33 protein-coding genes are annotated in these 22630 nt (G+C 64.5%); 32 read left to right on the top strand and 1 reads right to left on the bottom strand.

What is annotated here, in order from left to right; translation table 11 throughout:
• Position 1: 1 nt before the first annotated feature.
• The 32 genes from rpsL (at position 2) to NRY95_16915 (ending at position 20086) form a co-directional block, all read left to right on the top strand.
• A complete protein-coding gene (gene rpsL, locus NRY95_17070) occupies positions 2 to 376 on the top strand; it encodes a 30S ribosomal protein S12 (GenBank protein UYC15411.1) in 375 nt (124 codons plus the stop codon).
• A 12-nt stretch (positions 377 to 388) separates the two neighbouring features.
• Entirely contained in the window at positions 389 to 856 is a 468-nt protein-coding gene (rpsG, locus tag NRY95_17065; protein UYC15410.1) for a 30S ribosomal protein S7, read from the top strand.
• Positions 857 to 996: 140 nt separating this feature from the next.
• Positions 997 to 3087 carry an elongation factor G gene (fusA, locus tag NRY95_17060; protein ID UYC15409.1) on the top strand — a complete coding sequence of 697 codons (2091 nt, stop codon included), beginning with the start codon at positions 997 to 999 and terminating at the stop codon, positions 3085 to 3087.
• Positions 3088 to 3177: 90 nt separating this feature from the next.
• The gene (gene tuf, locus NRY95_17055) at positions 3178 to 4368 is read left to right on the top strand and encodes an elongation factor Tu (protein UYC15408.1); all 1191 of its coding nucleotides are present in this window, start codon (positions 3178 to 3180) and stop codon (positions 4366 to 4368) included.
• A gap of 487 nt (positions 4369 to 4855) precedes the next feature.
• Positions 4856 to 5191, top strand: coding sequence for a 30S ribosomal protein S10 (rpsJ, locus tag NRY95_17050; GenBank protein ID UYC15407.1), 336 nt, complete (start codon positions 4856 to 4858; stop codon positions 5189 to 5191).
• A gap of 11 nt (positions 5192 to 5202) precedes the next feature.
• A complete protein-coding gene (rplC, locus tag NRY95_17045; protein UYC15406.1) occupies positions 5203 to 5853 on the top strand; it encodes a 50S ribosomal protein L3 in 651 nt (216 codons plus the stop codon).
• 12 nt (positions 5854 to 5865) lie between these two features.
• Positions 5866 to 6471: a 50S ribosomal protein L4 gene (rplD, locus tag NRY95_17040; protein UYC15405.1), complete on the top strand. Its 606-nt coding sequence runs from the start codon at positions 5866 to 5868 to the stop codon at positions 6469 to 6471.
• Positions 6468 to 6767 (top strand): 50S ribosomal protein L23, encoded by a 300-nt coding sequence (gene rplW / locus NRY95_17035; GenBank protein ID UYC15404.1) that lies wholly within the window; start codon positions 6468 to 6470, stop codon positions 6765 to 6767. The genes rplD and rplW overlap by 4 nt, the downstream gene beginning before the upstream one ends.
• Positions 6768 to 6777: 10 nt before the next feature.
• Positions 6778 to 7605: a 50S ribosomal protein L2 gene (gene rplB / locus NRY95_17030; GenBank protein ID UYC15403.1), complete on the top strand. Its 828-nt coding sequence runs from the start codon at positions 6778 to 6780 to the stop codon at positions 7603 to 7605.
• A 6-nt stretch (positions 7606 to 7611) separates the two neighbouring features.
• Entirely contained in the window at positions 7612 to 7881 is a 270-nt protein-coding gene (rpsS, locus tag NRY95_17025) for a 30S ribosomal protein S19 (GenBank protein ID UYC15402.1), read from the top strand.
• Between the two features lie 12 nt (positions 7882 to 7893).
• A complete protein-coding gene (gene rplV, locus NRY95_17020) occupies positions 7894 to 8229 on the top strand; it encodes a 50S ribosomal protein L22 (GenBank protein ID UYC15401.1) in 336 nt (111 codons plus the stop codon).
• A 17-nt stretch (positions 8230 to 8246) separates the two neighbouring features.
• A complete protein-coding gene (gene rpsC / locus NRY95_17015) occupies positions 8247 to 8981 on the top strand; it encodes a 30S ribosomal protein S3 (GenBank protein UYC15400.1) in 735 nt (244 codons plus the stop codon).
• A 5-nt stretch (positions 8982 to 8986) separates the two neighbouring features.
• Positions 8987 to 9400, top strand: coding sequence for a 50S ribosomal protein L16 (rplP, locus tag NRY95_17010; protein ID UYC15399.1), 414 nt, complete (start codon positions 8987 to 8989; stop codon positions 9398 to 9400).
• The gene (gene rpmC, locus NRY95_17005; GenBank protein ID UYC15398.1) at positions 9400 to 9585 is read left to right on the top strand and encodes a 50S ribosomal protein L29; all 186 of its coding nucleotides are present in this window, start codon (positions 9400 to 9402) and stop codon (positions 9583 to 9585) included. The genes rplP and rpmC overlap by 1 nt, the downstream gene beginning before the upstream one ends.
• A gap of 11 nt (positions 9586 to 9596) precedes the next feature.
• Complete coding sequence (rpsQ, locus tag NRY95_17000; protein ID UYC15397.1) at positions 9597 to 9866, top strand: 30S ribosomal protein S17; 270 nt, start codon at positions 9597 to 9599, stop codon at positions 9864 to 9866.
• 14 nt (positions 9867 to 9880) lie between these two features.
• Positions 9881 to 10249, top strand: a complete 369-nt coding sequence (gene rplN / locus NRY95_16995; GenBank protein UYC15396.1) for a 50S ribosomal protein L14 — start codon at positions 9881 to 9883, stop codon at positions 10247 to 10249.
• 15 nt (positions 10250 to 10264) lie between these two features.
• On the top strand, positions 10265 to 10582 hold the full coding sequence (gene rplX, locus NRY95_16990) for a 50S ribosomal protein L24 (protein UYC15395.1): 318 nt from the start codon (positions 10265 to 10267) through the stop codon (positions 10580 to 10582).
• A gap of 11 nt (positions 10583 to 10593) precedes the next feature.
• The gene (gene rplE, locus NRY95_16985) at positions 10594 to 11136 is read left to right on the top strand and encodes a 50S ribosomal protein L5 (protein UYC15394.1); all 543 of its coding nucleotides are present in this window, start codon (positions 10594 to 10596) and stop codon (positions 11134 to 11136) included.
• A gap of 111 nt (positions 11137 to 11247) precedes the next feature.
• The gene (gene rpsN / locus NRY95_16980) at positions 11248 to 11553 is read left to right on the top strand and encodes a 30S ribosomal protein S14 (GenBank protein UYC15393.1); all 306 of its coding nucleotides are present in this window, start codon (positions 11248 to 11250) and stop codon (positions 11551 to 11553) included.
• Positions 11554 to 11812: 259 nt separating this feature from the next.
• A complete protein-coding gene (gene rpsH, locus NRY95_16975; protein ID UYC15392.1) occupies positions 11813 to 12211 on the top strand; it encodes a 30S ribosomal protein S8 in 399 nt (132 codons plus the stop codon).
• A gap of 16 nt (positions 12212 to 12227) precedes the next feature.
• Entirely contained in the window at positions 12228 to 12755 is a 528-nt protein-coding gene (rplF, locus tag NRY95_16970) for a 50S ribosomal protein L6 (GenBank protein UYC15391.1), read from the top strand.
• An 88-nt stretch (positions 12756 to 12843) separates the two neighbouring features.
• Positions 12844 to 13203: a 50S ribosomal protein L18 gene (gene rplR, locus NRY95_16965; GenBank protein ID UYC15390.1), complete on the top strand. Its 360-nt coding sequence runs from the start codon at positions 12844 to 12846 to the stop codon at positions 13201 to 13203.
• Between the two features lie 157 nt (positions 13204 to 13360).
• A complete protein-coding gene (rpsE, locus tag NRY95_16960; protein ID UYC15389.1) occupies positions 13361 to 13906 on the top strand; it encodes a 30S ribosomal protein S5 in 546 nt (181 codons plus the stop codon).
• Positions 13899 to 14090: a 50S ribosomal protein L30 gene (gene rpmD, locus NRY95_16955; protein UYC15388.1), complete on the top strand. Its 192-nt coding sequence runs from the start codon at positions 13899 to 13901 to the stop codon at positions 14088 to 14090. The genes rpsE and rpmD overlap by 8 nt, the downstream gene beginning before the upstream one ends.
• 6 nt (positions 14091 to 14096) lie before the next feature.
• Positions 14097 to 14540, top strand: a complete 444-nt coding sequence (gene rplO, locus NRY95_16950; GenBank protein UYC15387.1) for a 50S ribosomal protein L15 — start codon at positions 14097 to 14099, stop codon at positions 14538 to 14540.
• Positions 14541 to 14547: 7 nt separating this feature from the next.
• Positions 14548 to 15918, top strand: coding sequence for a preprotein translocase subunit SecY (gene secY, locus NRY95_16945; GenBank protein ID UYC15386.1), 1371 nt, complete (start codon positions 14548 to 14550; stop codon positions 15916 to 15918).
• Between the two features lie 339 nt (positions 15919 to 16257).
• A complete protein-coding gene (rpsM, locus tag NRY95_16940) occupies positions 16258 to 16614 on the top strand; it encodes a 30S ribosomal protein S13 (protein ID UYC15385.1) in 357 nt (118 codons plus the stop codon).
• A gap of 9 nt (positions 16615 to 16623) precedes the next feature.
• Positions 16624 to 17016, top strand: coding sequence for a 30S ribosomal protein S11 (gene rpsK / locus NRY95_16935; GenBank protein ID UYC15384.1), 393 nt, complete (start codon positions 16624 to 16626; stop codon positions 17014 to 17016).
• A 14-nt stretch (positions 17017 to 17030) separates the two neighbouring features.
• Positions 17031 to 17660: a 30S ribosomal protein S4 gene (gene rpsD, locus NRY95_16930; protein ID UYC15383.1), complete on the top strand. Its 630-nt coding sequence runs from the start codon at positions 17031 to 17033 to the stop codon at positions 17658 to 17660.
• A 50-nt stretch (positions 17661 to 17710) separates the two neighbouring features.
• Positions 17711 to 18709: a DNA-directed RNA polymerase subunit alpha gene (gene rpoA, locus NRY95_16925; protein UYC15382.1), complete on the top strand. Its 999-nt coding sequence runs from the start codon at positions 17711 to 17713 to the stop codon at positions 18707 to 18709.
• Between the two features lie 294 nt (positions 18710 to 19003).
• Positions 19004 to 19390, top strand: coding sequence for a 50S ribosomal protein L17 (rplQ, locus tag NRY95_16920; GenBank protein ID UYC15381.1), 387 nt, complete (start codon positions 19004 to 19006; stop codon positions 19388 to 19390).
• Positions 19391 to 19573: 183 nt separating this feature from the next.
• Complete coding sequence (locus NRY95_16915; GenBank protein UYC15380.1) at positions 19574 to 20086, top strand: disulfide bond formation protein B; 513 nt, start codon at positions 19574 to 19576, stop codon at positions 20084 to 20086.
• Positions 20087 to 20425: 339 nt separating this feature from the next.
• Here the strand turns inward: NRY95_16915 and NRY95_16910 are convergent, their stop codons facing one another.
• The gene (locus NRY95_16910) at positions 20426 to 22561 is read right to left on the bottom strand and encodes a TonB-dependent receptor (protein UYC15379.1); all 2136 of its coding nucleotides are present in this window, start codon (positions 22559 to 22561) and stop codon (positions 20426 to 20428) included.
• Positions 22562 to 22630: the final 69 nt, after the last annotated feature.

Below are 22630 nucleotides of genomic sequence, written 5' to 3'. Positions count from 1 at the left end.
GATGGCGACGATCAACCAGCTGGTCCGCAAGCCGCGGCAGGCGACCACCTACAAGAGTGCCTCCCCGGCGCTTGACAAGTGCCCGCAGCGCCGTGGCGTCTGCACGCGCGTGTACACCACCACCCCGAAGAAGCCGAACTCGGCCCTGCGTAAGGTCGCCAAGGTGCGCCTGACGAACCAGGAAGAGGTCATCAGCTACATCGGCGGCGAAGGCCACAACCTGCAGGAGCACTCCGTGGTCCTGATCCGCGGCGGTCGCGTCAAGGATCTGCCGGGCGTGCGCTACCACACCGTGCGCGGTTCGCTCGATGCCGCCGGCGTCGCCAAGCGTCGCCAGGGTCGTTCCAAGTACGGCGCCAAGCGTCCGAAGAGCTAAGGGAAAGCACACATGTCTCGTAAAGGTTCTACTCCGCAGCGCACCGTCCTGCCGGATCCCAAGCACGGCAGCGAAACCATCGCCCGGTTCATCAACATGGTGATGCTCAGCGGCAAGAAGTCGGTCGCCGAAAAGATCGTCTATGGCGCAATGGACGTCATCGGCGAGAAAAACCCGAATGCGGTCGAGCTGGTGCAGAAGGCGCTGGACAACGTTGCTCCGGCGGTCGAAGTCAAGTCGCGTCGCGTCGGCGGTGCCACGTACCAGGTGCCGGTCGAGGTGCGTTCCTCCCGTCGCATGGCGCTGGCCATGCGCTGGCTGATCGACTCGGCGCGCAAGCGCGGCGAGAACTCGATGCCGCGCAAGCTCGCGGCCGAGCTGGTCGACGCCTCGGAAAACCGTGGTGGCGCCATCAAGAAGCGTGAAGAAACCCACCGCATGGCGGAAGCGAACAAGGCGTTCGCGCATTACCGCTGGTGACCTTCCGGGCCTTGGAAACAGGGCCCGTCAGCACAATCTATATGTGCTGCTAGCGGCGCCGCTGAGCGCTGCACAAATCCGAAGGCCGCCGCAAGGCGGCGTTCGGCCATCCGCAATCCAAGAATTCTGAGAGGCTCCCTGTGGCCCGCAACACTCCCATCGAGCGTTACCGCAACTTCGGCATCATGGCCCACATCGATGCCGGCAAGACCACCACCTCCGAACGCATCCTGTTCTACACCGGCGTCAGCCACAAGATCGGCGAGGTGCATGACGGTGCCGCGACGATGGACTGGATGGAGCAGGAGCAGGAGCGTGGCATCACCATCACCTCCGCCGCGACCACCGCGTTCTGGAGCGGCATGGACAAGTCGCTGCCGCAGCACCGCTTCAACATCATCGACACCCCCGGGCACGTCGACTTCACCATCGAAGTCGAGCGTTCGCTGCGCGTGCTCGACGGCGCGGTGTTCGTGCTGTGCGCGGTCGGCGGCGTGCAGCCGCAGTCGGAGACCGTGTGGCGCCAGGCCAACAAGTACGCGGTGCCGCGTCTTGCCTTCGTCAACAAGATGGACCGCACCGGCGCCAACTTCGACAAGGTGGTCGAGCAGCTGAAGTCGCGCCTGGGCGCCTACCCGGTGCCGATGCAGGTGCCGATCGGCGCCGAGGACGGCTTCGAAGGCGTGGTCGACCTGATCAAGATGAAGGCGGTCCATTGGGACACCGCCTCGCAGGGCACCGTGTTCGAGTACCGCGAGATCCCCGCGCACCTGGCCGACAAGGCCGTCGAGGCGCGCGCGTTCATGGTCGAGGCCGCGGCCGAAGCCAACGAAGAGCTGATGGACAAGTACCTCAACGAGGGCGAGCTGTCCGAAGAGGAAATCGTCAGCGGCCTGCGCGAGCGCACCCTGAAGGTGGAAGTGGTGCCGGTGTACTGCGGTACCGCGTTCAAGAACAAGGGCGTGCAGGCGATGCTCGACGGCGTGATCCAGCTGCTGCCGTCGCCCAGCGACCGTCCGCCGGTCAAGGGCATCGACGAGGACGACAAGGAAGACAGCCGTCCGGCCACCGACACCGCGCCGTTCTCGGCGCTGGCGTTCAAGATCATGACCGACCCGTTCGTGGGCTCGCTGACCTTCTTCCGCGTCTACTCCGGCACGTTGAACTCCGGCGACCAGGTGTACAACCCGGTCAAGTCGAAGAAGGAGCGCGTGGGCCGCATCCTGCAGATGCACTCCAACAATCGCGAAGAGATCAAGGAAGTGCGCGCGGGCGACATCGCCGCGGCGGTGGGCCTGAAGGACGTCACCACCGGCGACACGCTGTGCGCGCAGGACCACATCATCATCCTGGAGCGCATGGTGTTCCCGGAGCCGGTGATCTCGATGGCGGTGGAGCCGAAGACCAAGTCGGACCAGGAAAAGATGGGTATCGCGCTGAGCCGCCTGGCCCAGGAAGATCCCTCGTTCCGCGTCAACACCGACGAAGAATCCGGCCAGACCATCATCCGCGGCATGGGCGAGTTGCACCTGGAAATCATGGTCGACCGCATGAAGCGCGAGTTCAACGTCGAAGCCAACGTCGGCAAGCCGCAGGTGGCCTACCGCGAGACCATCCGCAAGGCGGTCAAGCAGGAAGGCAAGTTCGTGCGCCAGTCCGGCGGCAAGGGCCAGTACGGTCATGTCGTGCTCGAGATCGAGCCGCAGGAGCGTGGCCTGGGCTACACCTTCGAGAACGCGATCGTCGGCGGCGTGGTGCCGAAGGAATACATCCCGGCGGTGGACAAGGGCATCCAGGAAGCGGTGGCCAACGGCGTGATGGCCGGCTACCCGATCGTGGACATCAAGGTGCGCCTGATCGACGGCTCCTACCATGACGTCGACTCCTCGGAAATGGCGTTCAAGATCGCCGGCTCGATGGGCTTCAAGGAAGGCTTCAACAAGGCCAGCCCGGTCCTGCTGGAGCCGATCATGAAGGTCGAAGTGGTGACCCCGGAAGACTATCTGGGCGACGTGATGGGCGACGTCAGCCGTCGTCGCGGCATCCTGCAGGGCCAGGACGACAGTCCGTCCGGCAAGGTGATCAACGCGATGGTGCCGCTGGGCGAAATGTTCGGCTACGCCACCACGCTGCGCTCCATGTCGCAGGGTCGCGCCACGTTCTCGATGGAATTCGACCATTACGCCGAAGCGCCGGCCAACATCGCCGAATCGGTCATCAAGAAAAGCTGACATCAGTGAGACGGGATTCGGGATGCGGGCATGGCCAGTCCCGCATCCCGCTCCCTTGTCCCCCATTACGAATTACAAGGTAAATACATCATGGCAAAGGGTAAGTTTGAGCGCACCAAGCCGCACGTCAACGTCGGCACCATCGGTCACGTCGACCACGGCAAGACCACGCTGACCGCGGCGCTGACCAAGATCGGCGCAGAGCGCTTCGGCGGCGAGTTCAAGGCGTACGACGCGATCGACGCGGCGCCGGAAGAGAAGGCGCGCGGCATCACGATCTCGACCGCGCACGTGGAATACGAATCCCCGAACCGTCACTACGCGCACGTCGATTGCCCGGGTCACGCGGACTACGTCAAGAACATGATCACCGGTGCGGCGCAGATGGATGGCGCGATCCTGGTGTGCTCGGCCGCCGATGGCCCGATGCCGCAGACCCGCGAGCACATCCTGCTGTCGCGCCAGGTCGGCGTGCCGCACATCGTGGTGTTCCTGAACAAGGCGGACATGGTCGACGACGCCGAGCTGCTCGAGCTGGTCGAGATGGAAGTGCGCGAGCTGCTGAGCAAGTACGACTTCCCGGGCGACGACACCCCGATCATCCACGGTTCGGCGCGTCTGGCGCTGGAAGGCGACCAGAGCGAGATCGGTGTGCCGTCGATCCTGAAGCTGGTGGAAGCGCTGGATTCGTTCATCCCGGAGCCGCAGCGCGACGTGGACAAGCCGTTCCTGATGCCGGTGGAAGACGTGTTCTCGATCTCGGGCCGCGGCACCGTGGTGACCGGCCGTATCGAGCGCGGCGTGATCAAGGTGGGCGACGAAATCGAAATCGTCGGCATCCGCGCCACGCAGAAGACCACGGTCACCGGCGTGGAAATGTTCCGCAAGCTGCTGGACCAGGGCCAGGCGGGCGACAACGCCGGTCTGCTGCTGCGCGGCACCAAGCGTGACGACGTGGAGCGCGGCCAGGTGCTGTGCAAGCCGGGTTCGATCAAGCCGCACACCGAGTTCGAGGCCGAGGTCTATGTGCTGTCGAAGGACGAGGGCGGCCGTCACACCCCGTTCTTCAAGGGCTACCGCCCGCAGTTCTACTTCCGCACCACCGACATCACCGGCGCCTGCGAGCTGCCGGAAGGCGTGGAGATGGTGATGCCGGGCGACAACGTGAAGATGGTGGTCACGCTGATCAACCCGGTGGCGATGGACGAAGGCCTGCGTTTCGCGATCCGCGAAGGCGGCCGTACCGTCGGCGCCGGCGTGGTGGCCAAGATCATCAAGTAATGCCTGCCATGTCGGCGGCCCCTTCAGGGGCCGTCCGGCCGGTGGCGACCGCGGCTCCGGCTGGCGGTTCAACGAAGGGTCGGCGCAAGCCGGCCCTTCGTCGTTTTGTGGGAGGGCAGGGCGCCATGAAATTCTTGCCGCGACATGTTGCGGGCGGGTGAAACAGCCGCTATAATGCGCGGCTCGGCATTCCTGGGTAGGGTGCCGGATACACCGCGAAAAGAGAGGCAGGATGCCCCTCGTGTTCGCCAGACCGGGAAGGTCGCGCTGCATGAAGCAATCAACGGCCTTGCGCTGTTGACGTTGTTTTATCTGCGCATTATACTTTTCCGTCTGGGCAGGCCGGGTAACTGGTCTGCCTCAGTTTTTGGGCGGAGGAATGGCCCTCGCCAGCTGGATGCTCGGCGGCATACGACATCAGGAAATAATCGGGGCAGGTATCCCAGAGGCCTTGCCCGTCGCTCTTTTAACGAAGGAACCCACCGCCATGGCGGAGCAAAAGACCGGTCAGAAAGCGGATCAGAAGATCCGGATCCGGCTGAAGGCGTTCGATCATCGTCTGATCGACCGTTCGGCCAGCGAGATCGTTGAGACGGCCAAGCGGACCGGCGCGCAAGTGCGCGGCCCGATCCCGCTGCCGACCAAGATCGAACGCTACACCATTCTCGTTTCTCCGCACGTCGACAAGGACGCGCGCGACCAGTACGAGACCCGCACGCACAAGCGCGTGCTCGACATCATCGGCCCTAACGACAAGACCGTGGACGCGCTGATGAAGCTCGAGCTCGCGGCGGGCGTCGATGTCCAGATCAAGTTGACCTGAGGACTACGACCATGACGAAGAAATATTCGTTGGGCTTCGTGGGCCGCAAGGCCGGCATGAGCCGCGTCTTCACCGAAGACGGCCGCTCCATCCCGGTCACCCTGATCGAAGCGACCCCGAACCGCATCACCCAGCTCAAGACCGTCGAAAGCGATGGCTACAGCGCCGTTCAGATCACCGTGGGCGCCCGTCGCGCCGCGCTGGTCAACAAGCCTGCCTCCGGCCACTACGCCAAGGCGAAGGTCGAAGCCGGTCGTGGCCTGTGGGAGTTCCGCGTTGCAGACGCGCAGCTGGGCGATTACGCCATCGGCGGCGAGATCAAGGCGGACATCTTCGAGGTCGGCCAGAAGGTCGACGTCCAGGGCGTCACCAAGGGCAAGGGTTTCCAGGGCACCATCAAGCGGTACAACTTCCGCATGGGCGATGCCACCCACGGTAACTCGTTGTCGCATCGCGCGCCGGGTTCGCTGGGTCAGCGCCAGACCCCGGGTCGCGTTTTCCCGGGCAAGAAGATGTCCGGCCACATGGGCGCGGTGCAGCAGAGCACGCAGAATCTGGAAGTGGTCAAGGTCGACGTCGAGCGTGGCCTCATCGCCATTCGCGGCGCTGTGCCTGGCGCTGCCGGTGGCGACGTGATCGTGCGTCCGGCTAGCAAGGCATAAGGAGAGATGACGATGGAACTCGTTATCACGGGTAGCAACAACAAGGTCTCGGTCTCCGACGCCGTGTTCGGTCGCGATTTCAGCGAGGATCTGGTTCACCAGGTCGTCGTCGCCTATCGCAACGCCGGCCGCGCCGGCACCAAGGCGCAGAAGACGCGTTCGGAAGTCAACGGCACCACCAAGAAGTCGAAGAAGCAGAAGGGCGGTGGCGCACGCCACGGCGCGCTGACCGCTCCGATCTTCGTCGGCGGCGGCGTGACCTTCGCGGCCAAGCCGCGCAGCTTCGAGCAGAAGGTGAACCGCAAGATGTATCGCGCCGCGATCTGCGCGATCCTTTCGGAGCTCAACCGCCAGGGTCGCCTGATGGTCGTCGACGCGTTCGACGTCGAGGCCAGCAAGACCAAGGATCTGATCGAGAAGCTGAAGGGTCTGGAAGTGGGCAAGCGCCCGCTGATCGTGACCGAAGAGGCGTCCGAGCATCTGTACCTGTCGGCGCGCAACCTTCCCTACGTGGAAGTGCGTGACGTGCAGGGCCTGGATCCGGTGTCGCTGGTCGGGGCCGATACGGTCGTGATCACCGCCGATGCGGTCAAGAAGGTCGAGGAGTGGCTGGCATGAGCAGCAACGAAAAAATCTTCAGCGTGCTGCGTGCCCCGCGTGTCTCCGAAAAGACCGCGCGCCTGCAGGAACTCTCCAATCAGTACGTCTTCGAGATCTCGAGCGAAGCCACCAAGGCCGATGTCAAGGCCGCGGTCGAGCAGCTGTTCGACGTCAAGGTCGAGTCGGTCAACGTGTTGAACGTCAAGGGCAAGAACAAGTCCTTCCGTTCGCGCAGCGGTCGTCGCGGCGATTGGCGCAAGGCGTACGTGCGTCTGGCCGAAGGCCAGTCCATCGACGTAACGGCCAAGGCCTGAGGTCCATCCCATGCCATTGATGAAATTCAAACCCACTTCTCCCGGCCGTCGTTCGGCCGTGCGCGTGGTCACGCCCGATCTGCACAAGGGCGCGCCGCATGCCGCGCTGCTGGAGCCGCAGAGCAAGTCCGGTGGTCGTAACCACCATGGCCGCATCACCACCCGTCACGTCGGCGGTGGCCACAAGCAGCACTACCGCCTGATCGACTTCAAGCGCAACAAGGAAGGCATTCCGGCGCGCGTGGAGCGGATCGAATACGATCCGAACCGCACCGCCCATATCGCCCTGCTGTGCTACGCCGACGGCGAGCGCCGCTACATCATCGCGCCGAAGGGCCTGAAGGCCGGCGACCAGGTGATCGCCGGTTCGGATGCGCCGATCAAGACCGGCAACACCCTGCCGCTGCGCAACATCCCGGTCGGTACGACGGTGCACGGCATCGAGCTGAAGCCGGGCAAAGGCGCGCAGATCGCGCGCGCTGCCGGCGCCGCGGTGCAGCTGGTCGCGCGTGAAGGCATCTACGCCACCCTGCGTCTTCGCTCCGGCGAAATGCGCAAGGTGCCGGTCGAGTGCCGCGCCACCATCGGCGAAGTCGGCAACGACGAGCACAACCTCGAGAAGCTGGGCAAGGCGGGCGCCAAGCGCTGGCGCGGGGTGCGTCCGACCGTTCGCGGTGCGGCCATGAACCCCGTCGATCACCCGCACGGTGGTGGTGAGGCGAAGGCCGGTCAGGGTAATCCGCATCCGGTCACCCCGTGGGGCGTGCCGACCAAGGGTTACAAGACGCGCCATAACAAGCGCACCGAACAATTCATCGTCCGCGATCGTAGGGGCTAATCGACCATGGCACGTTCACTCAAGAAAGGCCCGTTCGTCGATCACCACCTCGTCAAGAAGGTGGAGGCCGCGGCCGGCAGCAAGCGTCCGATCAAGACCTGGTCGCGTCGCTCGATGATCCTGCCGGAGATGGTGGGTTTCACCATCGCCGTGCACAACGGCAAGAACCACGTTCCGGTGCTGGTCAACGAGAACATGGTCGGCCACAAGCTCGGCGAATTTGCCGTCACCCGGACCTTCAAGGGTCATGGTGGCGACAAGAAGTCGAGCCGGTAAGGAGAGATGACGATGGAAGCGAAAGCAATCCTGCGCACTGCGCGCATCTCCCCGCAGAAGGCCCGCCTGGTCGCCGACCAGGTGCGCGGTCTTTCCGCCGAGCGGGCGGTCAACCTGCTGAAGTTCTCGGACAAGAAGGCTGCCCACCTGATCAAGAAGGTGGTGGAGTCGGCGATCGCCAATGCCGAGAACAACCAGGGCGCGGATGTCGACGAGCTGAAGGTCAAGACCATCATGGTTGATGAAGGTCCGACCCTGAAGCGTTTCATGGCGCGGGCGAAAGGCCGCGGTACCCGCATCCTCAAGCGCACCAGCCACATCACTGTGGTTGTGGGCGCCGCCAAGTAAGCGGAAAGGAAAAGACGATGGGTCATAAAGTTCATCCGATTGGAATCCGCCTGGGTGTCTCCAAGGACTGGAATTCCAAGTGGTACGCCAACAAGGGCGAGTTCGCCGGTTACCTGGCAGCCGACCTCAAGGTCCGTGAAATGCTGCGCAAGAAGTTGGCGCAGGCGGGCATCAGCAAGATCCTGATCGAGCGTCCGGCCAAGACCGCGCGCGTGACGATCCACACCGCCCGTCCGGGCGTGGTGATCGGCAAGCGCGGTGAGGACATCGAGAAGCTGCGCAAGGAAGTGAGCGAGATGATGGGCGTCCCCGCCCACATCAACGTCACCGAAGTGCGCAAGCCGGAGCTGGATGCGCAGCTGGTCGCCGAGTCGATCGCGCAGCAGCTGGAGCGTCGCATCATGTTCCGCCGCGCGATGAAGCGCTCGGTCGGCAACGCGATGCGCCTGGGTGCCCTGGGCATCAAGGTCAACGTCGCCGGCCGCTTGAACGGTGCGGAAATCGCCCGTTCCGAGTGGTACCGCGAGGGCCGCGTGCCGCTGCATACGCTGCGTGCCGACATCGACTATGGCTTCGCCGAAGCCAAGACGACCTACGGCATCATCGGCATCAAGGTGTGGATCTACAAGGGCGAGATCTTCGATTTCTCCCAGGTTGGCCAGGAAAAGCAGGACGATTCCCCGCGCAACGATCGTAACGATCGCGGCGACCGTGGTGACCGTCCGTCGCGTCCGGCTCGTGAAGCGAGGTAACGGCAATGTTGCAACCCAAGCGAACCAAATACCGCAAGATGCACAAGGGCCGTAACGACGGCCTGGCATGGAGCGGCAACGCCGTCAGCTTCGGCGAGTACGGGCTGAAGGCCACCGCGCACGGTCAGCTGACCGCGCGCCAGATCGAAGCGGCGCGCCGCTCGATCAGCCGCTACGTCAAGCGCGGCGGCAAGATGTGGATCCGCGTGTTCCCGGACAAGCCGATCACCAAGAAGCCGATCGAAGTGCGAATGGGCTCCGGTAAGGGTAACGTCGAGTACTGGGTCGCCCAGATCCAGCCCGGTCGCATGATCTATGAAATCGAAGGCGTCGGCGAAGATGTCGCGCGCGAGGCGTTCCGCCTGGCCGCTGCCAAGCTTTCGGTGACCACCACCTTCGTGACCCGGACGGTACGCTGATGGACATCAAACAACTCCGCGAGAAGTCGGCTGACGATCTGAAGGCCCACCTGACCGATCTGCGCAAGGAGCAGTTCGCCCTGCGCATGCAGCAGGTCACCGGGCAGCTGCCGAAGACCCACGAAACCCGCCGGGTGCGCCGCGAGATTGCTCGCGTGAAGTACCTGATCGGCAGCACGAAGTAAGGATGGCCGCCATGAGCGACACTAACGAAAGCAAGACGCTGCGCACGGTCGAAGGCCGCGTCGTCAGCAACAAGATGGACAAGACCGTCACCGTGCTGGTGGAGCGTCAGGTCAAGCATGCGTTGTACGGCAAGTACATCAAGCGCTCGACCAAGCTCCACGCACACGACGCCGACAACGCCTGCAACGAAGGCGATGTCGTGCGCGTGACCGAGATTGCGCCGATGTCCAAGACCAAGAACTGGCGGGTGGTGGAAATCGTCACCCGTTCGGCCGAATAAGGGAGATCTGAATCATGATCCAGATGCAGAGCTACCTCGACGTCGCCGACAACTCCGGTGCCAAGGAAGTGATGTGCATCAAGGTGCTCGGCGGCTCCAAGCGCCGCTACGCGCACATTGGCGACATCATCAAGGTCACCGTCAAGGACGCGATCCCGCGCGGCAAGGTCAAGAAGGGCGAAGTCTACGACGCCGTCGTGGTGCGTACCCGCAAGGGTGTGCGTCGTCCCGACGGTTCGCTGATCCGCTTCGACGGCAACGCTGCGGTGTTGCTCAACAACAAGCAGGAGCCGATCGGCACGCGCATCTTCGGGCCTGTTACCCGCGAGCTGCGTTCCGAGAAGTTCATGAAGATCGTCTCGCTCGCTCCTGAAGTGCTGTGAGCGGAGGACATACACATGGCTAACCGTATCAAGAAGGGCGACCAGGTCGTCGTCACTACCGGCAAGGACAAGGGCAAGCAGGGCGAAATCGTCCGCGTCGACGGCGATCGGGTGATCGTCTCCAACGCGAACATCGTCAAGCGCCACACCAAGCCGAACCCGCAGGCAGGCGTTGCCGGCGGCGTGGTCGAGCGTGAAGCGTCGATCCATATCTCCAACGTGGCGATCGTCAACCCGGCAACGGGCAAGGGCGAGCGCGTTGGCTTCAAGGTGCTGGAGGATGGACGCAAACTGCGTGTGTTCCGCTCCAGCGGTGAGGCGCTCGACGCCTGAGGAATGACACAATGAATTCCCGTCTCGAAAAGATCTACAAGGAAGAAGTGGTACCGGCTCTGATGAAGAAGTTCGGTTACACCAATCCGATGCAAGTGCCGAAGCTGGTCAAGGTCACCCTGAACATGGGCGTGGGCGAGGCGGCGACGAACAAGAAGATCCTGGAAAACGCCGTGGCCGACATGGCCAAGGTCTCCGGCCAGAAGCCGGTCGTCACCAAGTCGCGTATCTCGGTGGCGTCGTTCAAGATCCGCGATGGCTGGCCGATCGGCTGCAAGACCACGCTGCGTCGCGCCAAGATGTACGAGTTCCTGGATCGCCTGATCAACATCTCGCTGCCGCGCGTGCGCGACTTCCGCGGTGTTTCGGGTCGCTCGTTCGACGGTCGCGGCAACTTCAACATGGGCGTGAAGGAACAGATCATCTTCCCGGAAATCGATTTCGACGCCGTCGATGCGATCCGCGGCATGGATATCGCCATCACCACCACCGCCAAGACCGACGCCGAAGCGAAGGCGCTGCTCGAAGCGTTCAAGTTCCCGTTCCGTAACTGATTGACAGCCGGGATTCGTGATTCGGATCCGGGATGGGAAGGGCGCTGCGCCCGCCACATCCCGGGTTCCGCAAATCTCCAATCCCCAATCTCGAATCCCGAGGATTTACAGATGGCAAAGACCTCCATGGTCAACCGCGACATCAAGCGGAAGAAGCTGGCGAAGAAGTTCGCCGACAAGCGCGATGCGCTGAAGAAGATCATCGCCGCCGACAGCTCGTCCTACGACGAGAAGGCCGACGCGGTGGTCAAGCTGCAGAAGCTGCCGCGCGATTCGTCGCCGAGCCGCCAGCGCACCCGTTGCGAGCTGTCCGGTCGTCCGCGCGCCGTGTACCGCAAGTTCGGCCTCGGCCGCAACATGCTGCGCAAGGCGACGATGAACGGCGACGTGCCGGGCCTGCGCAAGGCCAGCTGGTAACAACCGGCGGTCCCGGCTCCGTTCGCGGGGCCCGGGGCAGGGCGGTCGCCCGCCCGCTTGCTGTTCCGTCAACGAGTCCGACGCAAGTCGGACTTTTTGTCGTATAATCCCGCTCCTTGCCTGCGCCTAGCAGGGCGGGTTGCGGTAGGCCCTGGCCTTCTCCAGGACGTTTCATGCTGCATATCACTGCTTCATTCCACAGCTTCACATCACAAGATTTTCGCGAAAGCGGATATCGGTGCACTCAAAGGTAGACACCATGAGCATGACTGATCCCATCGCCGACCTGCTGGTCCGCATCAAGAATGCGGCCGCGGTTGGCAAGCCGACGGTGAAAATGCCGTCCTCCAAGATCAAGGTAGCGATCGCGGAAGTGCTGAAGGCCGAAGGCTATATCAGCGAACTGCGCGTCAACCCGATCGAGAACAACAAGTCCGAACTGGAAATCGTGCTGAAGTATTTCGAGGGCCGTCCGGTCATCGATACGCTCAAGCGCGTGTCCCGTTCGGGTCTGCGTCAGTATCGCGGTAAGGCCGAACTGCCGAAGGTTCTCGGCGGTCTGGGCGTTGCCATCATTTCCACGTCCAAGGGCATCATGACCGATGCGCAGGCCCGTCAGGCCGGCGTCGGTGGCGAAGTCCTGTGCTTCGTGGCCTAAGGGAAGGAGCAAGTAAATGTCCCGCGTAGCCAAGAAGCCGATTTCCCTCCCGAAGGGCGTCGAACTGAATGTCCAGCCCGAGCTGGTGAGCGTCAAGGGCCCGAAGGGCACCCTGTCGCTGCCGAAGCCCGCTGGCGTCGAAATCAAGCAGGAAAACGGTGTCGCCACGCTGTCGGCGAACGATCCGTCGCAGATCGCCATCACCGGCACCGTCCGCGCGATCCTGGCGAACATGGTGCACGGCGTGTCCGAAGGCTTCGAGCGCAAGCTCGAGCTGGTCGGCGTCGGCTACCGCGCCACGATGCAGGGCAAGGACCTGAGCCTGGCGCTCGGTTTCTCGCACCCGGTCGTGTTCAAGGCGCCGGAAGGCATCACCCTGGCCGCCCCGACTCAGACCGAGATCGTGGTGCAGGGCGCCGACAAGCAGCGCGTCGGCGAAGTCGCCGCCAAGATCCGCGGTTTCCGTCCGCCGGAGCCCTACAAGGGCAAGGGTGTGAAGTACGCCGGTGAAGCCATCATTCGCAAGGAAGCCAAGAAGGCCTAAGTAGGCCCATCCGCTGGGAGCCCGGCCGTCCACCGCCGGGCTCCCAAACGAAAAGCCCCGCTTCCTTCAGCTTCCGTAGGACACAGACATGACCATCAACAAGAACATCGCCCGCCTGCGTCGCGCCAAGTCGACCCGTGCGCACATCCGCGAACTCGGCGTCGCGCGCCTGTCGGTGCTGCGCACCGGCCAGCACCTGTACGCGCAGGTCTTCACTGCCGACGGCTCCAAGGTGATCGCTGCGGCGAACACCCTGCAGGCCGACGTCAAGGACGGCCTGAAGAGCGGCAAGAACAGCGAGGCGGCCGTCAAGGTCGGCAAGCTGATCGCCGAGCGCGCCAAGGCCGCGGGCATCGAGAAGGTCGCGTTCGACCGCTCGGGCTACCGCTACCACGGCCGCATCAAGGCGCTGGCCGACGCCGCGCGCGAAGGCGGCCTGCAGTTCTGATCCTTGCGGGTGCGGCGTCCACGCCGCGCCCGACCTGCCGATGCGGGCTGCATCGGACCCTGGCGCGCCTTGTGCGCGCGTCCGGGGAACACGGTTCCAGTCAACAACTACAAGCGGCATGCAAGCCGTAAATCTTTCAACTACCAAGGAATACACAATGGCTGAAGAACAGCGTGCACCGCGGGGTCGTGATCGCGACCGCAACCGCGAAGAGAAAGTCGACGACGGCATGATCGAAAAGCTGGTCGCGGTCAACCGCGTCAGCAAGACGGTCAAGGGCGGTCGCCAGTTCACCTTCACCGCGCTGACCGTGGTCGGCGACGGCAACGGCAAGATCGGTTTCGGTTACGGCAAGGCGCGCGAAGTGCCGGTCGCGATCCAGAAGTCGATGGAGTATGCGCGCAAGGGCATGCTCAACATCGACCTGAACAACGGCACCCTGTGGCACGCGGTGAAGTCCGGCCACGGCGCGGCGCGCGTGTTCATGATGCCGGCGTCGGAAGGTACCGGCGTCATCGCCGGCGGCGCGATGCGCGCCGTGCTGGAAGCGGTCGGGGTCAAGAACGTGCTGGCCAAGGCCGTCGGTTCGCGCAACCCGATCAACCTGGTGCGCGCCACGCTGCGCGGCCTGGAAGACATGCAGTCGCCGGCGCGCATCGCGGCCAAGCGCGGCAAGAAGGTGGAGGAACTCAACCATGGCTAATGCGTCCAACAAGACGGTGAAGGTGCGCCTGGTGCGCGGCCTTCGTGGTACCCAGTCGCGTCACCGTCTGTCGGTGCGTGCGCTGGGCCTGAACAAGCTCAACGATGTGCGTGAACTGAAGGACAGCCCGCAGGTGCGCGGCCTGATCAACAAGGTTCAGTACCTCGTCCAGGTTGAGGAGTAAGCGACCATGACTTTGCATCTGAATGATCTGAAGCCCGCCGAAGGCGCGCGGACCGAGCGCACCCGCGTCGGTCGCGGTATCGGTTCGGGCCTGGGCAAGACCTGCGGCCGCGGCCACAAGGGTTCGTTCGCACGCAAGGGCGGCGGCAAGATCAAGGCCGGTTTCGAAGGCGGCCAGACCCCGATGCAGCGCCGGCTGCCGAAGATCGGCTTCCGTTCCAAGATGGCCAAGGACACCGCCGAAGTGCTGTCCTACCAGCTCGACAACCTGCCGGAAGGCGAGATCGATTTCGCCGCGCTGCGCGCTGCCAAGCTGGTCCCGAGCACCGCGAAGAAGGCCAAGGTCGTCCTCAAGGGCGAGCTGAGCAAGAAGTTCGTGCTCAAGGGCATCGCCGCGACCGCCGGTGCCAAGGCGGCAATCGAAGCTGCCGGCGGCAGCGTGCAGGAGTAACACGCAGATGGCGCAGGCTGGCATGGGTAACCTCGGCGGCGGGCTTGGCAAGTTCACGGAACTTCGCCAGCGCCTGTTGTTCGTTCTCGGCGCATTGATCGTCTACCGCATCGGCTGCTATGTGCCGGTGCCGGGCGTCAATCCCGAAGCCATGCTTGCGCTGATGCAGGCGCAGGGCGGCGGCATCGTGGACATGTTCAACATGTTCTCGGGCGGCGCCCTGCACCGTTTCAGCATTTTCGCGCTGAACGTGATGCCGTACATCTCGGCGTCGATCGTGATCCAGTTGGCCACGCACATCTTCCCGTCGCTGAAGGCGATGCAGAAGGAAGGCGAATCCGGCCGGCGCAAGATCACCCAATATTCGCGCATCGGCGCGGTGCTGCTGGCGGTGGTGCAGGGCGGCAGTATCGCGCTGGCGCTGCAGAACCAGACCGCGCCGGGTGGCGCACCGGTCGTGTACGCGCCGGGCATGGGCTTCGTGCTCACCGCGGTGATCGCGCTGACCGCCGGCACCATCTTCCTGATGTGGGTCGGCGAGCAGGTCACCGAGCGCGGCATCGGCAACGGCGTGTCGCTGATCATCTTCGCCGGCATCGTCGCCGGCCTGCCGGCGGCGGCGATCCAGACCGTGGAAGCCTACCGCGACGGCAACATGAGCTTCATCTCGCTGCTGCTGATCGTGCTGACGATCCTCGCCTTCACCCTGTTCGTGGTGTTCGTCGAACGCGGGCAACGGCGGATCACGGTGAACTACGCGCGCCGCCAGGGCGGCCGCAACGCGTACATGAACCAGACCTCGTTCCTGCCGCTGAAGCTGAACATGGCCGGCGTGATTCCGCCGATCTTCGCCTCGAGCATCCTCGCCTTCCCGGCGACGCTGTCGATGTGGTCGGGCCAGGCCGCCTCCAACAGCACCTTCGGCAGCTGGCTGCAGCGCATCGCCAATGCGCTGGGCCCGGGCGAGCCGGTGCACATGATCGTGTTCGCCGCGCTGATCATCGGTTTCGCGTTCTTCTATACCGCGCTGGTGTTCAACTCGCAGGAAACCGCGGACAACCTGAAGAAGTCCGGCGCGCTGATCCCGGGTATCCGTCCGGGCAAGGCCACCGCCGACTACGTCGACGGCGTGCTGACCCGCTTGACCGCCGCCGGTTCGCTGTACTTGGTGATCGTGTGCCTGCTGCCGGAAATCATGCGCGCGCAGCTCGGCACCTCGTTCCACTTCGGCGGCACCTCGCTGCTGATCGCGGTCGTGGTGGTGATGGACTTCATCGCGCAGATCCAGGCGCACCTGATGTCGCACCAGTACGAAAGCCTGTTGAAGAAGGCCAACCTCAAGGGTGGCTCGCGCGGCGGCGGTTTCGCCCGCGGTTGATTGCTATAATTTGACTTCCTTCCGCGAAGACGCCCCGGTTCCCGGGCGCAGTCTTCCGACTTGAAGGGCGGCCCATGCAGCGGTCTCGTGCGTGGGTGCGACGTGGTGGTCCTGCGCTGGAGTAGCGCGGGCGGCCGAGGTGGATCCTCACCCTGGTCAACGACGTCCGGCGCCGGAGCATGGGCACACTCCCCATGCCGGGCCTGCGAAACCGAAAGGTTCCACGGGCTTCCATGTAACCCGAGACCTTGCTAGACTTACAAGTTCACTTTTTGATCCATCCTGCCGGATGGCGCCGCAGTGCGCCGTCGGGCCATCACTCAGTTGGAGAACCGCGTCATGGCGCGTATTGCAGGCGTCAACCTGCCAGCCCAGAAGCACGTCTGGGTCGGGTTGCAAAGCATTTTCGGCATCGGCCGTACCCGTTCGAAGAAGGTCTGCGAAGCCGCAGGCGTGACCTCGACCACCAAGATCCGTGACCTGTCCGAGCCGGAAATCGAGCGCCTGCGCCTCGAAGTCGGCAAGTACATCGTCGAAGGCGACCTGCGTCGCGAAGTGGGCATCGCCATCAAGCGTCTGATGGACCTGGGCTGCTACCGCGGCCTGCGTCATCGTCGTGGCCTGCCGCTGCGTGGTCAGCGCACCCGCACCAACGCCCGCACCCGCAAGGGCCCGCGCAAGGCGATCAGGAAGTAAGGGACAGACATGGCTAAGCCCGCAGCATCAAAAACCAAGAAGAAGATCAAGCGCGTCGTCACCGACGGCGTCGCCCACGTCCACGCTTCGTTCAACAACACCATCGTGACCATCACCGACCGTCAGGGCAATGCATTGTCCTGGGCGACCTCCGGTGGCGCTGGTTTCCGCGGTTCGCGCAAGTCCACGCCGTTCGCGGCGCAGGTGGCCGCCGAGAAGGCCGGGCGCGCGGCGCTCGACTACGGCGTGAAGTCGCTGGAAGTGCGCATCAAGGGCCCGGGTCCGGGTCGCGAGTCCGCCGTCCGTTCGTTGAACAACGTCGGATACAAGATCACCAACATCATCGACGTGACGCCCATCCCGCACAACGGGTGCCGTCCGCCGAAAAAGCGTCGCGTCTAAAGGAGCGATAAGAAATGGCTCGTTATATCGGTCCTACCTGTAAGCTCGCGCGCCGTGAAGGCGCCGATCTTTCCCTCAAGAGCCCGGCGCGTGCGCTGGACTCCAAGTGCAAGCTGGAGCAGAAGCCCGGCCAGCACGGCGCGACCGCCCGCAAGGGCAAGCTGTCCGACTACGCCACCCAGCTGCGCGAGAAGCAGAAGGTCAAGCGTATCTACGGTCTGCTGGAGCGTCAGTTCCGCAACTACTACAAGAAGGCCTCGACCAAGAAGGGCAACACCGGCGAGAACCTGCTGCAGCTGCTGGAAACCCGCCTGGACAACGTCGTCTACCGCATGGGCTTCGCCGTCACCCGTCCGGCCGCGCGCCAGCTGGTGTCGCACCGTGGCGTGCTGGTCAACGGCAAGTCGGTGAACCTGGCCTCGTACCAGGTCAAGGCCGGCGACGCGATCGCCCTGTCGGAAAAGGCCCAGAAGCAGCTTCGCGTGCAGGAAGCGCTGACCGTTGCCGAAACGCACGACCTGAACCCGTCCTGGGTCGAGGTCGATTCGAAGAAGTTCAGCGGCATCTTCAAGGCCGTGCCGGATCGTGCGGACCTGCCTGCCGACATCAACGAAGCGCTGATCGTCGAGTTGTATTCGAAGTAATCACATTGGAGAGCCTCCGGCAACGGAGGCTCGTCAGGAGAACCCGCAACATGACGGTTACCGCCAACCAGGTTCTGCGCCCCCGTGGGCCGCAGATCGAACGCCTTACCGACAACCGCGCCAAGGTCGTAATCGAGCCCTTGGAGCGCGGGTATGGGCACACGCTGGGCAATGCCCTGCGTCGCGTGCTGCTTTCCTCGATCCCCGGCTACGCGATCACTGAAGTCGAGATCGACGGCGTGCTGCACGAGTACACCACGGTCGAAGGGCTGCAGGAGGACGTGTTGGAAGTCCTGCTCAACCTCAAGGACGTGGCCATCCGCATGCACACCGGCGATAGCGCCACGCTGTCGCTGTCCAAGCAGGGTCCGGGTACGGTCACTGCCGCCGACATCAAGACCGACCACAACGTCGAGATCCTCAACAACGACCACGTGATCTGCCACCTGACCAAGGACATGGCGATCAACATGCGTCTGAAGATCGAGCGTGGCTTCGGCTACCAGCCGGCCGCCGCGCGTCGCCGTCCGGACGAAGAAACCCGCACCATCGGCCGCCTGGTCCTGGATGCGTCGTTCTCGCCCGTGCGTCGCGTCGCCTACGCGGTCGAATCGGCGCGCGTCGAGCAGCGCACCGACCTGGACAAGCTGGTCCTGGACATCGAGACCAACGGCACGATCGATGCCGAGGAAGCCGTGCGCACCGCCGCCGACATCCTCAGCGATCAGCTGTCGGTGTTCGGCGACTTCACCCATCGCGACCGTGGCGCGGCCAAGCCGGCCAGCAACGGCGTGGATCCGGTGCTGCTGCGTCCGATCGACGATCTGGAACTGACCGTGCGTTCGGCCAACTGCCTGAAGGCCGAGAGCATCTACTACATCGGCGATCTGATCCAGAAGACCGAAGTGGAGCTGCTCAAGACCCCGAACCTCGGCAAGAAGTCGCTGACCGAGATCAAGGAAGTGCTGGCCCAGCGTGGCCTGTCGCTCGGCATGAAGCTGGAGAACTGGCCGCCGGCCGGTGTTGCCCAGCACGGCATGCTCGGCTAAGCAGCCGCAGCTGGCCGATGCCGCACCGGCATCGGCCACGGACGGACGCATGTCCGGTCATGGATGGCCGGGCCGGGCTCTGCGGAGCCCAGGCAATACCGCCAGGGATGGACGCAGGGGCGCCTTCGCGGCGCCTCGCGCCGCATCAGTTGCACAACTACGCCGACGGGTCTTCAAGCCCGCGGCGTTGTCCGGTCAGGGACGGCCGGCTCGGACCATCCGCAGTCCATTGTTCAACGCCAGGACGGCGACAGCGATCTCCAGCAGTTTCAACTTTCCATAGGAACCAAGACCATGCGTCACCAGAAATCCGGCCGCAAGTTCAACCGCACCAGCGCCCATCGCCAGGCGATGTTCTCCAACATGGCGGCCTCGCTGTTCAAGCACGAGCTGATCAAGACTACCCTGCCGAAGGCCAAGGAGCTGCGTCGCGTCGCCGAGCCGCTGATCACCATCGCCAAGGTCGATGGCGTCGCCAATCGCCGCCTGGCCTTCTCGCGCCTGCGCGACAAGGAAGCGGTGGGCAAGCTGTTCGTCGAGCTGGGCCCGCGTTACCAGTCGCGTCCGGGCGGCTACCTGCGCATCCTCAAGTGCGGCTTCCGCGCCGGCGACAACGCGCCGATGGCGTACGTCGAGCTGGTCGATCGCCCGACCGCGATCGCCGAGGAAGTGGCCGAGTAACTCCGGCCCGCACCGCGTCAGCAGGAAGCCCGGCATGTCCGGGCTTTTTTGCGTCTGCGGCGGCGGTTCTGGCCGCGCCCAGGAGCCCACCGCCAGACCCGCTGGGCGCGCCGACGCACGGCACATGGTGGCGAGGCGGGCGATGGCGGATAATGCGCGGATCGTTCATGTGAGCCCGATCCGATGAACCCGTTACGCTGGAGTTTCCGCGCGCAGTTCCTGTTCGGTTTTCTGATCTGTGCCGGGCTGCTGGGCTATGCGATCTACGTGCAGCTGCAGCTCGGCATCGAGCCCTGTCCGCTGTGCATCTTCCAGCGCATCGCGTTCGCCGCGCTGGGCCTGCTGTTCCTGCTGGGCGCCTTGCACGGACCGGCACGCAGCGGCGGACGCAAGGTCTATGGCGTGCTGGCGTTCCTGGCCGCGGCCATCGGCGCCGGCATTTCCACCAAGCACGTGTCGGTGCAGTTGTTTCCCGATCCGATGGCTTCCTGCGGTCCACCGCTGAGCTTCCTGCGCGAGACGCTGGGGCCGTTCGAAGTCCTGCGCCGCGTGCTGACCGGCACCGGCGACTGCGGCAACATCGACTGGCGTTTTCTCGGCCTGTCGATGCCGATGTGGTGCCTGATCTGCTTCGTGGCGCTGGCGCTGTTCGCGCTGTATGCCGGGTTCAAGGCCCGGCGGCGGTCGCTGCACTGACAGCGGCCGGACGCCGCGCTGGCCCCGCGACGCGGCAAAGGCGGCAGCGCTGTCCGCCTTCAGCGGAATCGGGCCGGGGCGACGCCCCCTGTGGGAGCGACTTCAGTCGCGACAGGCGTTACCGATAAGGCCCGTCGCGACTGAAGTCGCTCCCACAACACAGCGTGTGTTGCGAATTCATGGGCGGGAATGGCCGGCGGATTTCGGCTTGGCGCGCCGTCGCGCCTGGTTCGTGACTTGAACTGGCTTTCGCCCGCAAGCGACAGCTGTGCAGTACCTCTGTTCTCCCCGCATCCAGGCCGGCCCGTCCTGCGGGCGCAGCCTGGCTGCGCACCGGCCTCAGAAATCCTGCTGCAGGCTCAGGTACACGCCGCGACGCGGCGCCCATTGCGGGGCGAACACGCCGATGCCGCCGCCGTCGCGCAGCTGGTAGGCGCGATCGAGCACGTTGAGCACCGCCACTTGCGCGTGCAGCGGATGCGCGCTGAGCGCGAAGTCGTGTCCGGCGCTGAGGTTCAGCTGGAAGTACGAGGGCAGCTCGGCGCCGTTGGGCACGGTGTCGGTATCGGTGCGCAGGCCGCTGCCGAACAGGTAGTTGGCGCCGATCCGGCTGTCGTCGGCGATCGCGTAGCTGATGCCGCCGGAGGAGGTGAACTTCTGGTCGTGGTCCAGGTGGATCCAGTTGTCGTAGGCATAGGCCAGCGCGTCCGGATCGAAGTTGTACAGACTGGTCATGACCCGCTTGCCCATCGCCTTGCTGTAGGCGACGTTGAAGTAGGCGGTGACCGGTCCGTTGCTGTAGTCGGCGCTGAACTCCGCGCCGCGGATGCGGCCGTAGCGGTAGTTGAAGGTGGAATACACATAGGCGGCGCCGAACTGGCCTTCGTCCTGCAGGCGGTCGGCCTTGCGGTAGTAGGTGTCCAGGCCCAGGGTCAGGTGTTCGTTGACCACCTGCGAGATGCCCAGGTCGTAATAGTCGCTGCGCTCACTCAGCGGCGTGGTCGCGCCGCCGGCAGTGGACTGCTGGTTGGTGGTGCCGTCGTACAGGGCGATGTCGCTGGTGGAGATCAGTTCGCTGGCCGGCGGGGTGAAGTAGCGCGCATAGCCGGCGTGCACGGTGGTGTCGGCGCTGGCCTGCCAGACCACGCCCAGGCGCGGGCTGAGCTGGCCTTCGGTGGTGCCGAACGCCTTGTAGCGGTCGCCGCGCACGCCGTAGTTCACGGTCCAGGCGTCGCCGATCTTCCATTCGTCCTGCAGATACAGCGCGTAGGTGCTGGCATGGAAGCGGCTGGCGTCGGGGATGAAGACCGGCACGTTGCTGGTCTGGTTGCCGTCGGCATCGGCCGGGAACACATAGGAGTTGTTGCTGGCCACGGCATGCTCGAAGTTGCCGTACACGCCGTAGCGCAGCGTGTGCGCGTCGCCGAGCGGCGTGGAGAAGTCGGCCTGCACCGTGTTGGCGCGGTTGCTGCGGTCCACCTGCGAGGCGACGCCGTTGAAGATCAGGTCGCCGGCGACGTCGGGCGAGAACGCCACGCTGCTGTAGCGCTGCCCGGCCGACAGCTGGTAGCTGGTGGCACCGAGCGAACCCTGCAGCACCAGCGTGCCGAAGCGGGTGTTCTCGCGCTGGTTCTCGTCGAGCTTGGACGAATCGAAATCGGTGGTGCCCAGGTAGTCGTACGCCGGCGTCTGCCCCGGATTGTTCGGGATCTGGAAGCGGTTGTTGGCATAGCCGACCAGCAGGCTGAGCCGGGTGTTCTCGTCGATCAGGTAGCTGAGGTCGGCGAAGCCTTTGCCCTGATGGGTCTTGTCGTGCTCGGGGTCGCGGCTGTTGACCGGGTTCTCCAGGCCGAGCTTGTTCTGCTCGTAGTCGCCGGTGACGAACCAGCTCCAGCGGCCGCTGCTGCCCCACCAGGAGGCGTTCGGATTGAGCGTGCCGTAGGAGCCGCCGGTGATGCCGACGCTGCCGCCGTTGCCCAGTTCCACGCCGCTCTTGGTGGTGATGTCCACCACTGCCGCGGTGCGGTCGCCGAACTGCGCCGGCAGCGCGCCATCGAGCAGCTTGATGCTCTTGATCGTACGCGGATCCAGGCTCTGGCCGAAGCCGGAGATGGACTCGGGGATCAGCACGCCATTGATGCGGTACTGCAGGTTGGCGTGGTCGCCGCGCACGTGGATGCCGCCGTAGGAATCCTGGACCACGCCCGGCGCCTGCAGCAGCACCTGGTTGAGCGGGGTGGAGGCGCCCAGCGGCAGCCGCTCGATGTCCTCGGCGGTGATCGCGTACTGGCTGCTGCCGATGTCCGGCGACAGCGCGTTGCGCGCCGCTTCCAGCCTGGCGGTGACGGTGACCGCATCCAGGTCGGTGGTGCGTTCGGGACCGGTGTCGGCGCTAGCCGCATCGGCGGCGAAGGCGAGGCCGGGCGCGGCCAGCAGGACGAGGGCGATGGCGGCGGAGAGGGGGCGGGGCGTCATGGCGTAGGCGAGACCTGGGGAGGGGAAGGAAAAGATTTGTTATGTAATAACATTCTGCTTTCGCGGTGG

The sequence above is a fragment of the Xanthomonas campestris pv. phormiicola genome (assembly GCA_025666215.1).
Lineage (GTDB): Bacteria > Pseudomonadota > Gammaproteobacteria > Xanthomonadales > Xanthomonadaceae > Xanthomonas_A > Xanthomonas_A campestris_A.
The sequence above is the reverse complement of the archived record's forward strand: the minus strand, read 5'-3'. Positions and strand labels throughout refer to the sequence as shown.

Coding starts and splice junctions, on each gene's coding strand:
- NRY95_16910 (UYC15379.1), bottom strand. CDS start 22,561: ATGACGCCCCGCCCCCTCTCCGCCGCCATCGCCCTCGTCCTGCTGGCC.
- rpmC (UYC15398.1), top strand. CDS start 9,400: ATGGACATCAAACAACTCCGCGAGAAGTCGGCTGACGATCTGAAGGCC.
- secY (UYC15386.1), top strand. CDS start 14,548: ATGGCGCAGGCTGGCATGGGTAACCTCGGCGGCGGGCTTGGCAAGTTC.
- rpsG (UYC15410.1), top strand. CDS start 389: ATGTCTCGTAAAGGTTCTACTCCGCAGCGCACCGTCCTGCCGGATCCC.
- rplD (UYC15405.1), top strand. CDS start 5,866: ATGGAACTCGTTATCACGGGTAGCAACAACAAGGTCTCGGTCTCCGAC.
- rplV (UYC15401.1), top strand. CDS start 7,894: ATGGAAGCGAAAGCAATCCTGCGCACTGCGCGCATCTCCCCGCAGAAG.
- NRY95_16915 (UYC15380.1), top strand. CDS start 19,574: ATGAACCCGTTACGCTGGAGTTTCCGCGCGCAGTTCCTGTTCGGTTTT.
- rplR (UYC15390.1), top strand. CDS start 12,844: ATGACCATCAACAAGAACATCGCCCGCCTGCGTCGCGCCAAGTCGACC.
- rplW (UYC15404.1), top strand. CDS start 6,468: ATGAGCAGCAACGAAAAAATCTTCAGCGTGCTGCGTGCCCCGCGTGTC.
- rpsD (UYC15383.1), top strand. CDS start 17,031: ATGGCTCGTTATATCGGTCCTACCTGTAAGCTCGCGCGCCGTGAAGGC.
- rplB (UYC15403.1), top strand. CDS start 6,778: ATGCCATTGATGAAATTCAAACCCACTTCTCCCGGCCGTCGTTCGGCC.
- rplP (UYC15399.1), top strand. CDS start 8,987: ATGTTGCAACCCAAGCGAACCAAATACCGCAAGATGCACAAGGGCCGT.
- rpsC (UYC15400.1), top strand. CDS start 8,247: ATGGGTCATAAAGTTCATCCGATTGGAATCCGCCTGGGTGTCTCCAAG.
- rpsN (UYC15393.1), top strand. CDS start 11,248: ATGGCAAAGACCTCCATGGTCAACCGCGACATCAAGCGGAAGAAGCTG.
- rpsL (UYC15411.1), top strand. CDS start 2: ATGGCGACGATCAACCAGCTGGTCCGCAAGCCGCGGCAGGCGACCACC.
- rplE (UYC15394.1), top strand. CDS start 10,594: ATGAATTCCCGTCTCGAAAAGATCTACAAGGAAGAAGTGGTACCGGCT.
- rpoA (UYC15382.1), top strand. CDS start 17,711: ATGACGGTTACCGCCAACCAGGTTCTGCGCCCCCGTGGGCCGCAGATC.
- rplX (UYC15395.1), top strand. CDS start 10,265: ATGGCTAACCGTATCAAGAAGGGCGACCAGGTCGTCGTCACTACCGGC.
- rpsQ (UYC15397.1), top strand. CDS start 9,597: ATGAGCGACACTAACGAAAGCAAGACGCTGCGCACGGTCGAAGGCCGC.
- rpsJ (UYC15407.1), top strand. CDS start 4,856: ATGGCGGAGCAAAAGACCGGTCAGAAAGCGGATCAGAAGATCCGGATC.
- tuf (UYC15408.1), top strand. CDS start 3,178: ATGGCAAAGGGTAAGTTTGAGCGCACCAAGCCGCACGTCAACGTCGGC.
- rpsS (UYC15402.1), top strand. CDS start 7,612: ATGGCACGTTCACTCAAGAAAGGCCCGTTCGTCGATCACCACCTCGTC.
- rpsK (UYC15384.1), top strand. CDS start 16,624: ATGGCTAAGCCCGCAGCATCAAAAACCAAGAAGAAGATCAAGCGCGTC.
- rplN (UYC15396.1), top strand. CDS start 9,881: ATGATCCAGATGCAGAGCTACCTCGACGTCGCCGACAACTCCGGTGCC.
- rpsH (UYC15392.1), top strand. CDS start 11,813: ATGAGCATGACTGATCCCATCGCCGACCTGCTGGTCCGCATCAAGAAT.
- rpmD (UYC15388.1), top strand. CDS start 13,899: ATGGCTAATGCGTCCAACAAGACGGTGAAGGTGCGCCTGGTGCGCGGC.
- rpsM (UYC15385.1), top strand. CDS start 16,258: ATGGCGCGTATTGCAGGCGTCAACCTGCCAGCCCAGAAGCACGTCTGG.
- rpsE (UYC15389.1), top strand. CDS start 13,361: ATGGCTGAAGAACAGCGTGCACCGCGGGGTCGTGATCGCGACCGCAAC.
- rplQ (UYC15381.1), top strand. CDS start 19,004: ATGCGTCACCAGAAATCCGGCCGCAAGTTCAACCGCACCAGCGCCCAT.
- rplC (UYC15406.1), top strand. CDS start 5,203: ATGACGAAGAAATATTCGTTGGGCTTCGTGGGCCGCAAGGCCGGCATG.
- rplF (UYC15391.1), top strand. CDS start 12,228: ATGTCCCGCGTAGCCAAGAAGCCGATTTCCCTCCCGAAGGGCGTCGAA.
- rplO (UYC15387.1), top strand. CDS start 14,097: ATGACTTTGCATCTGAATGATCTGAAGCCCGCCGAAGGCGCGCGGACC.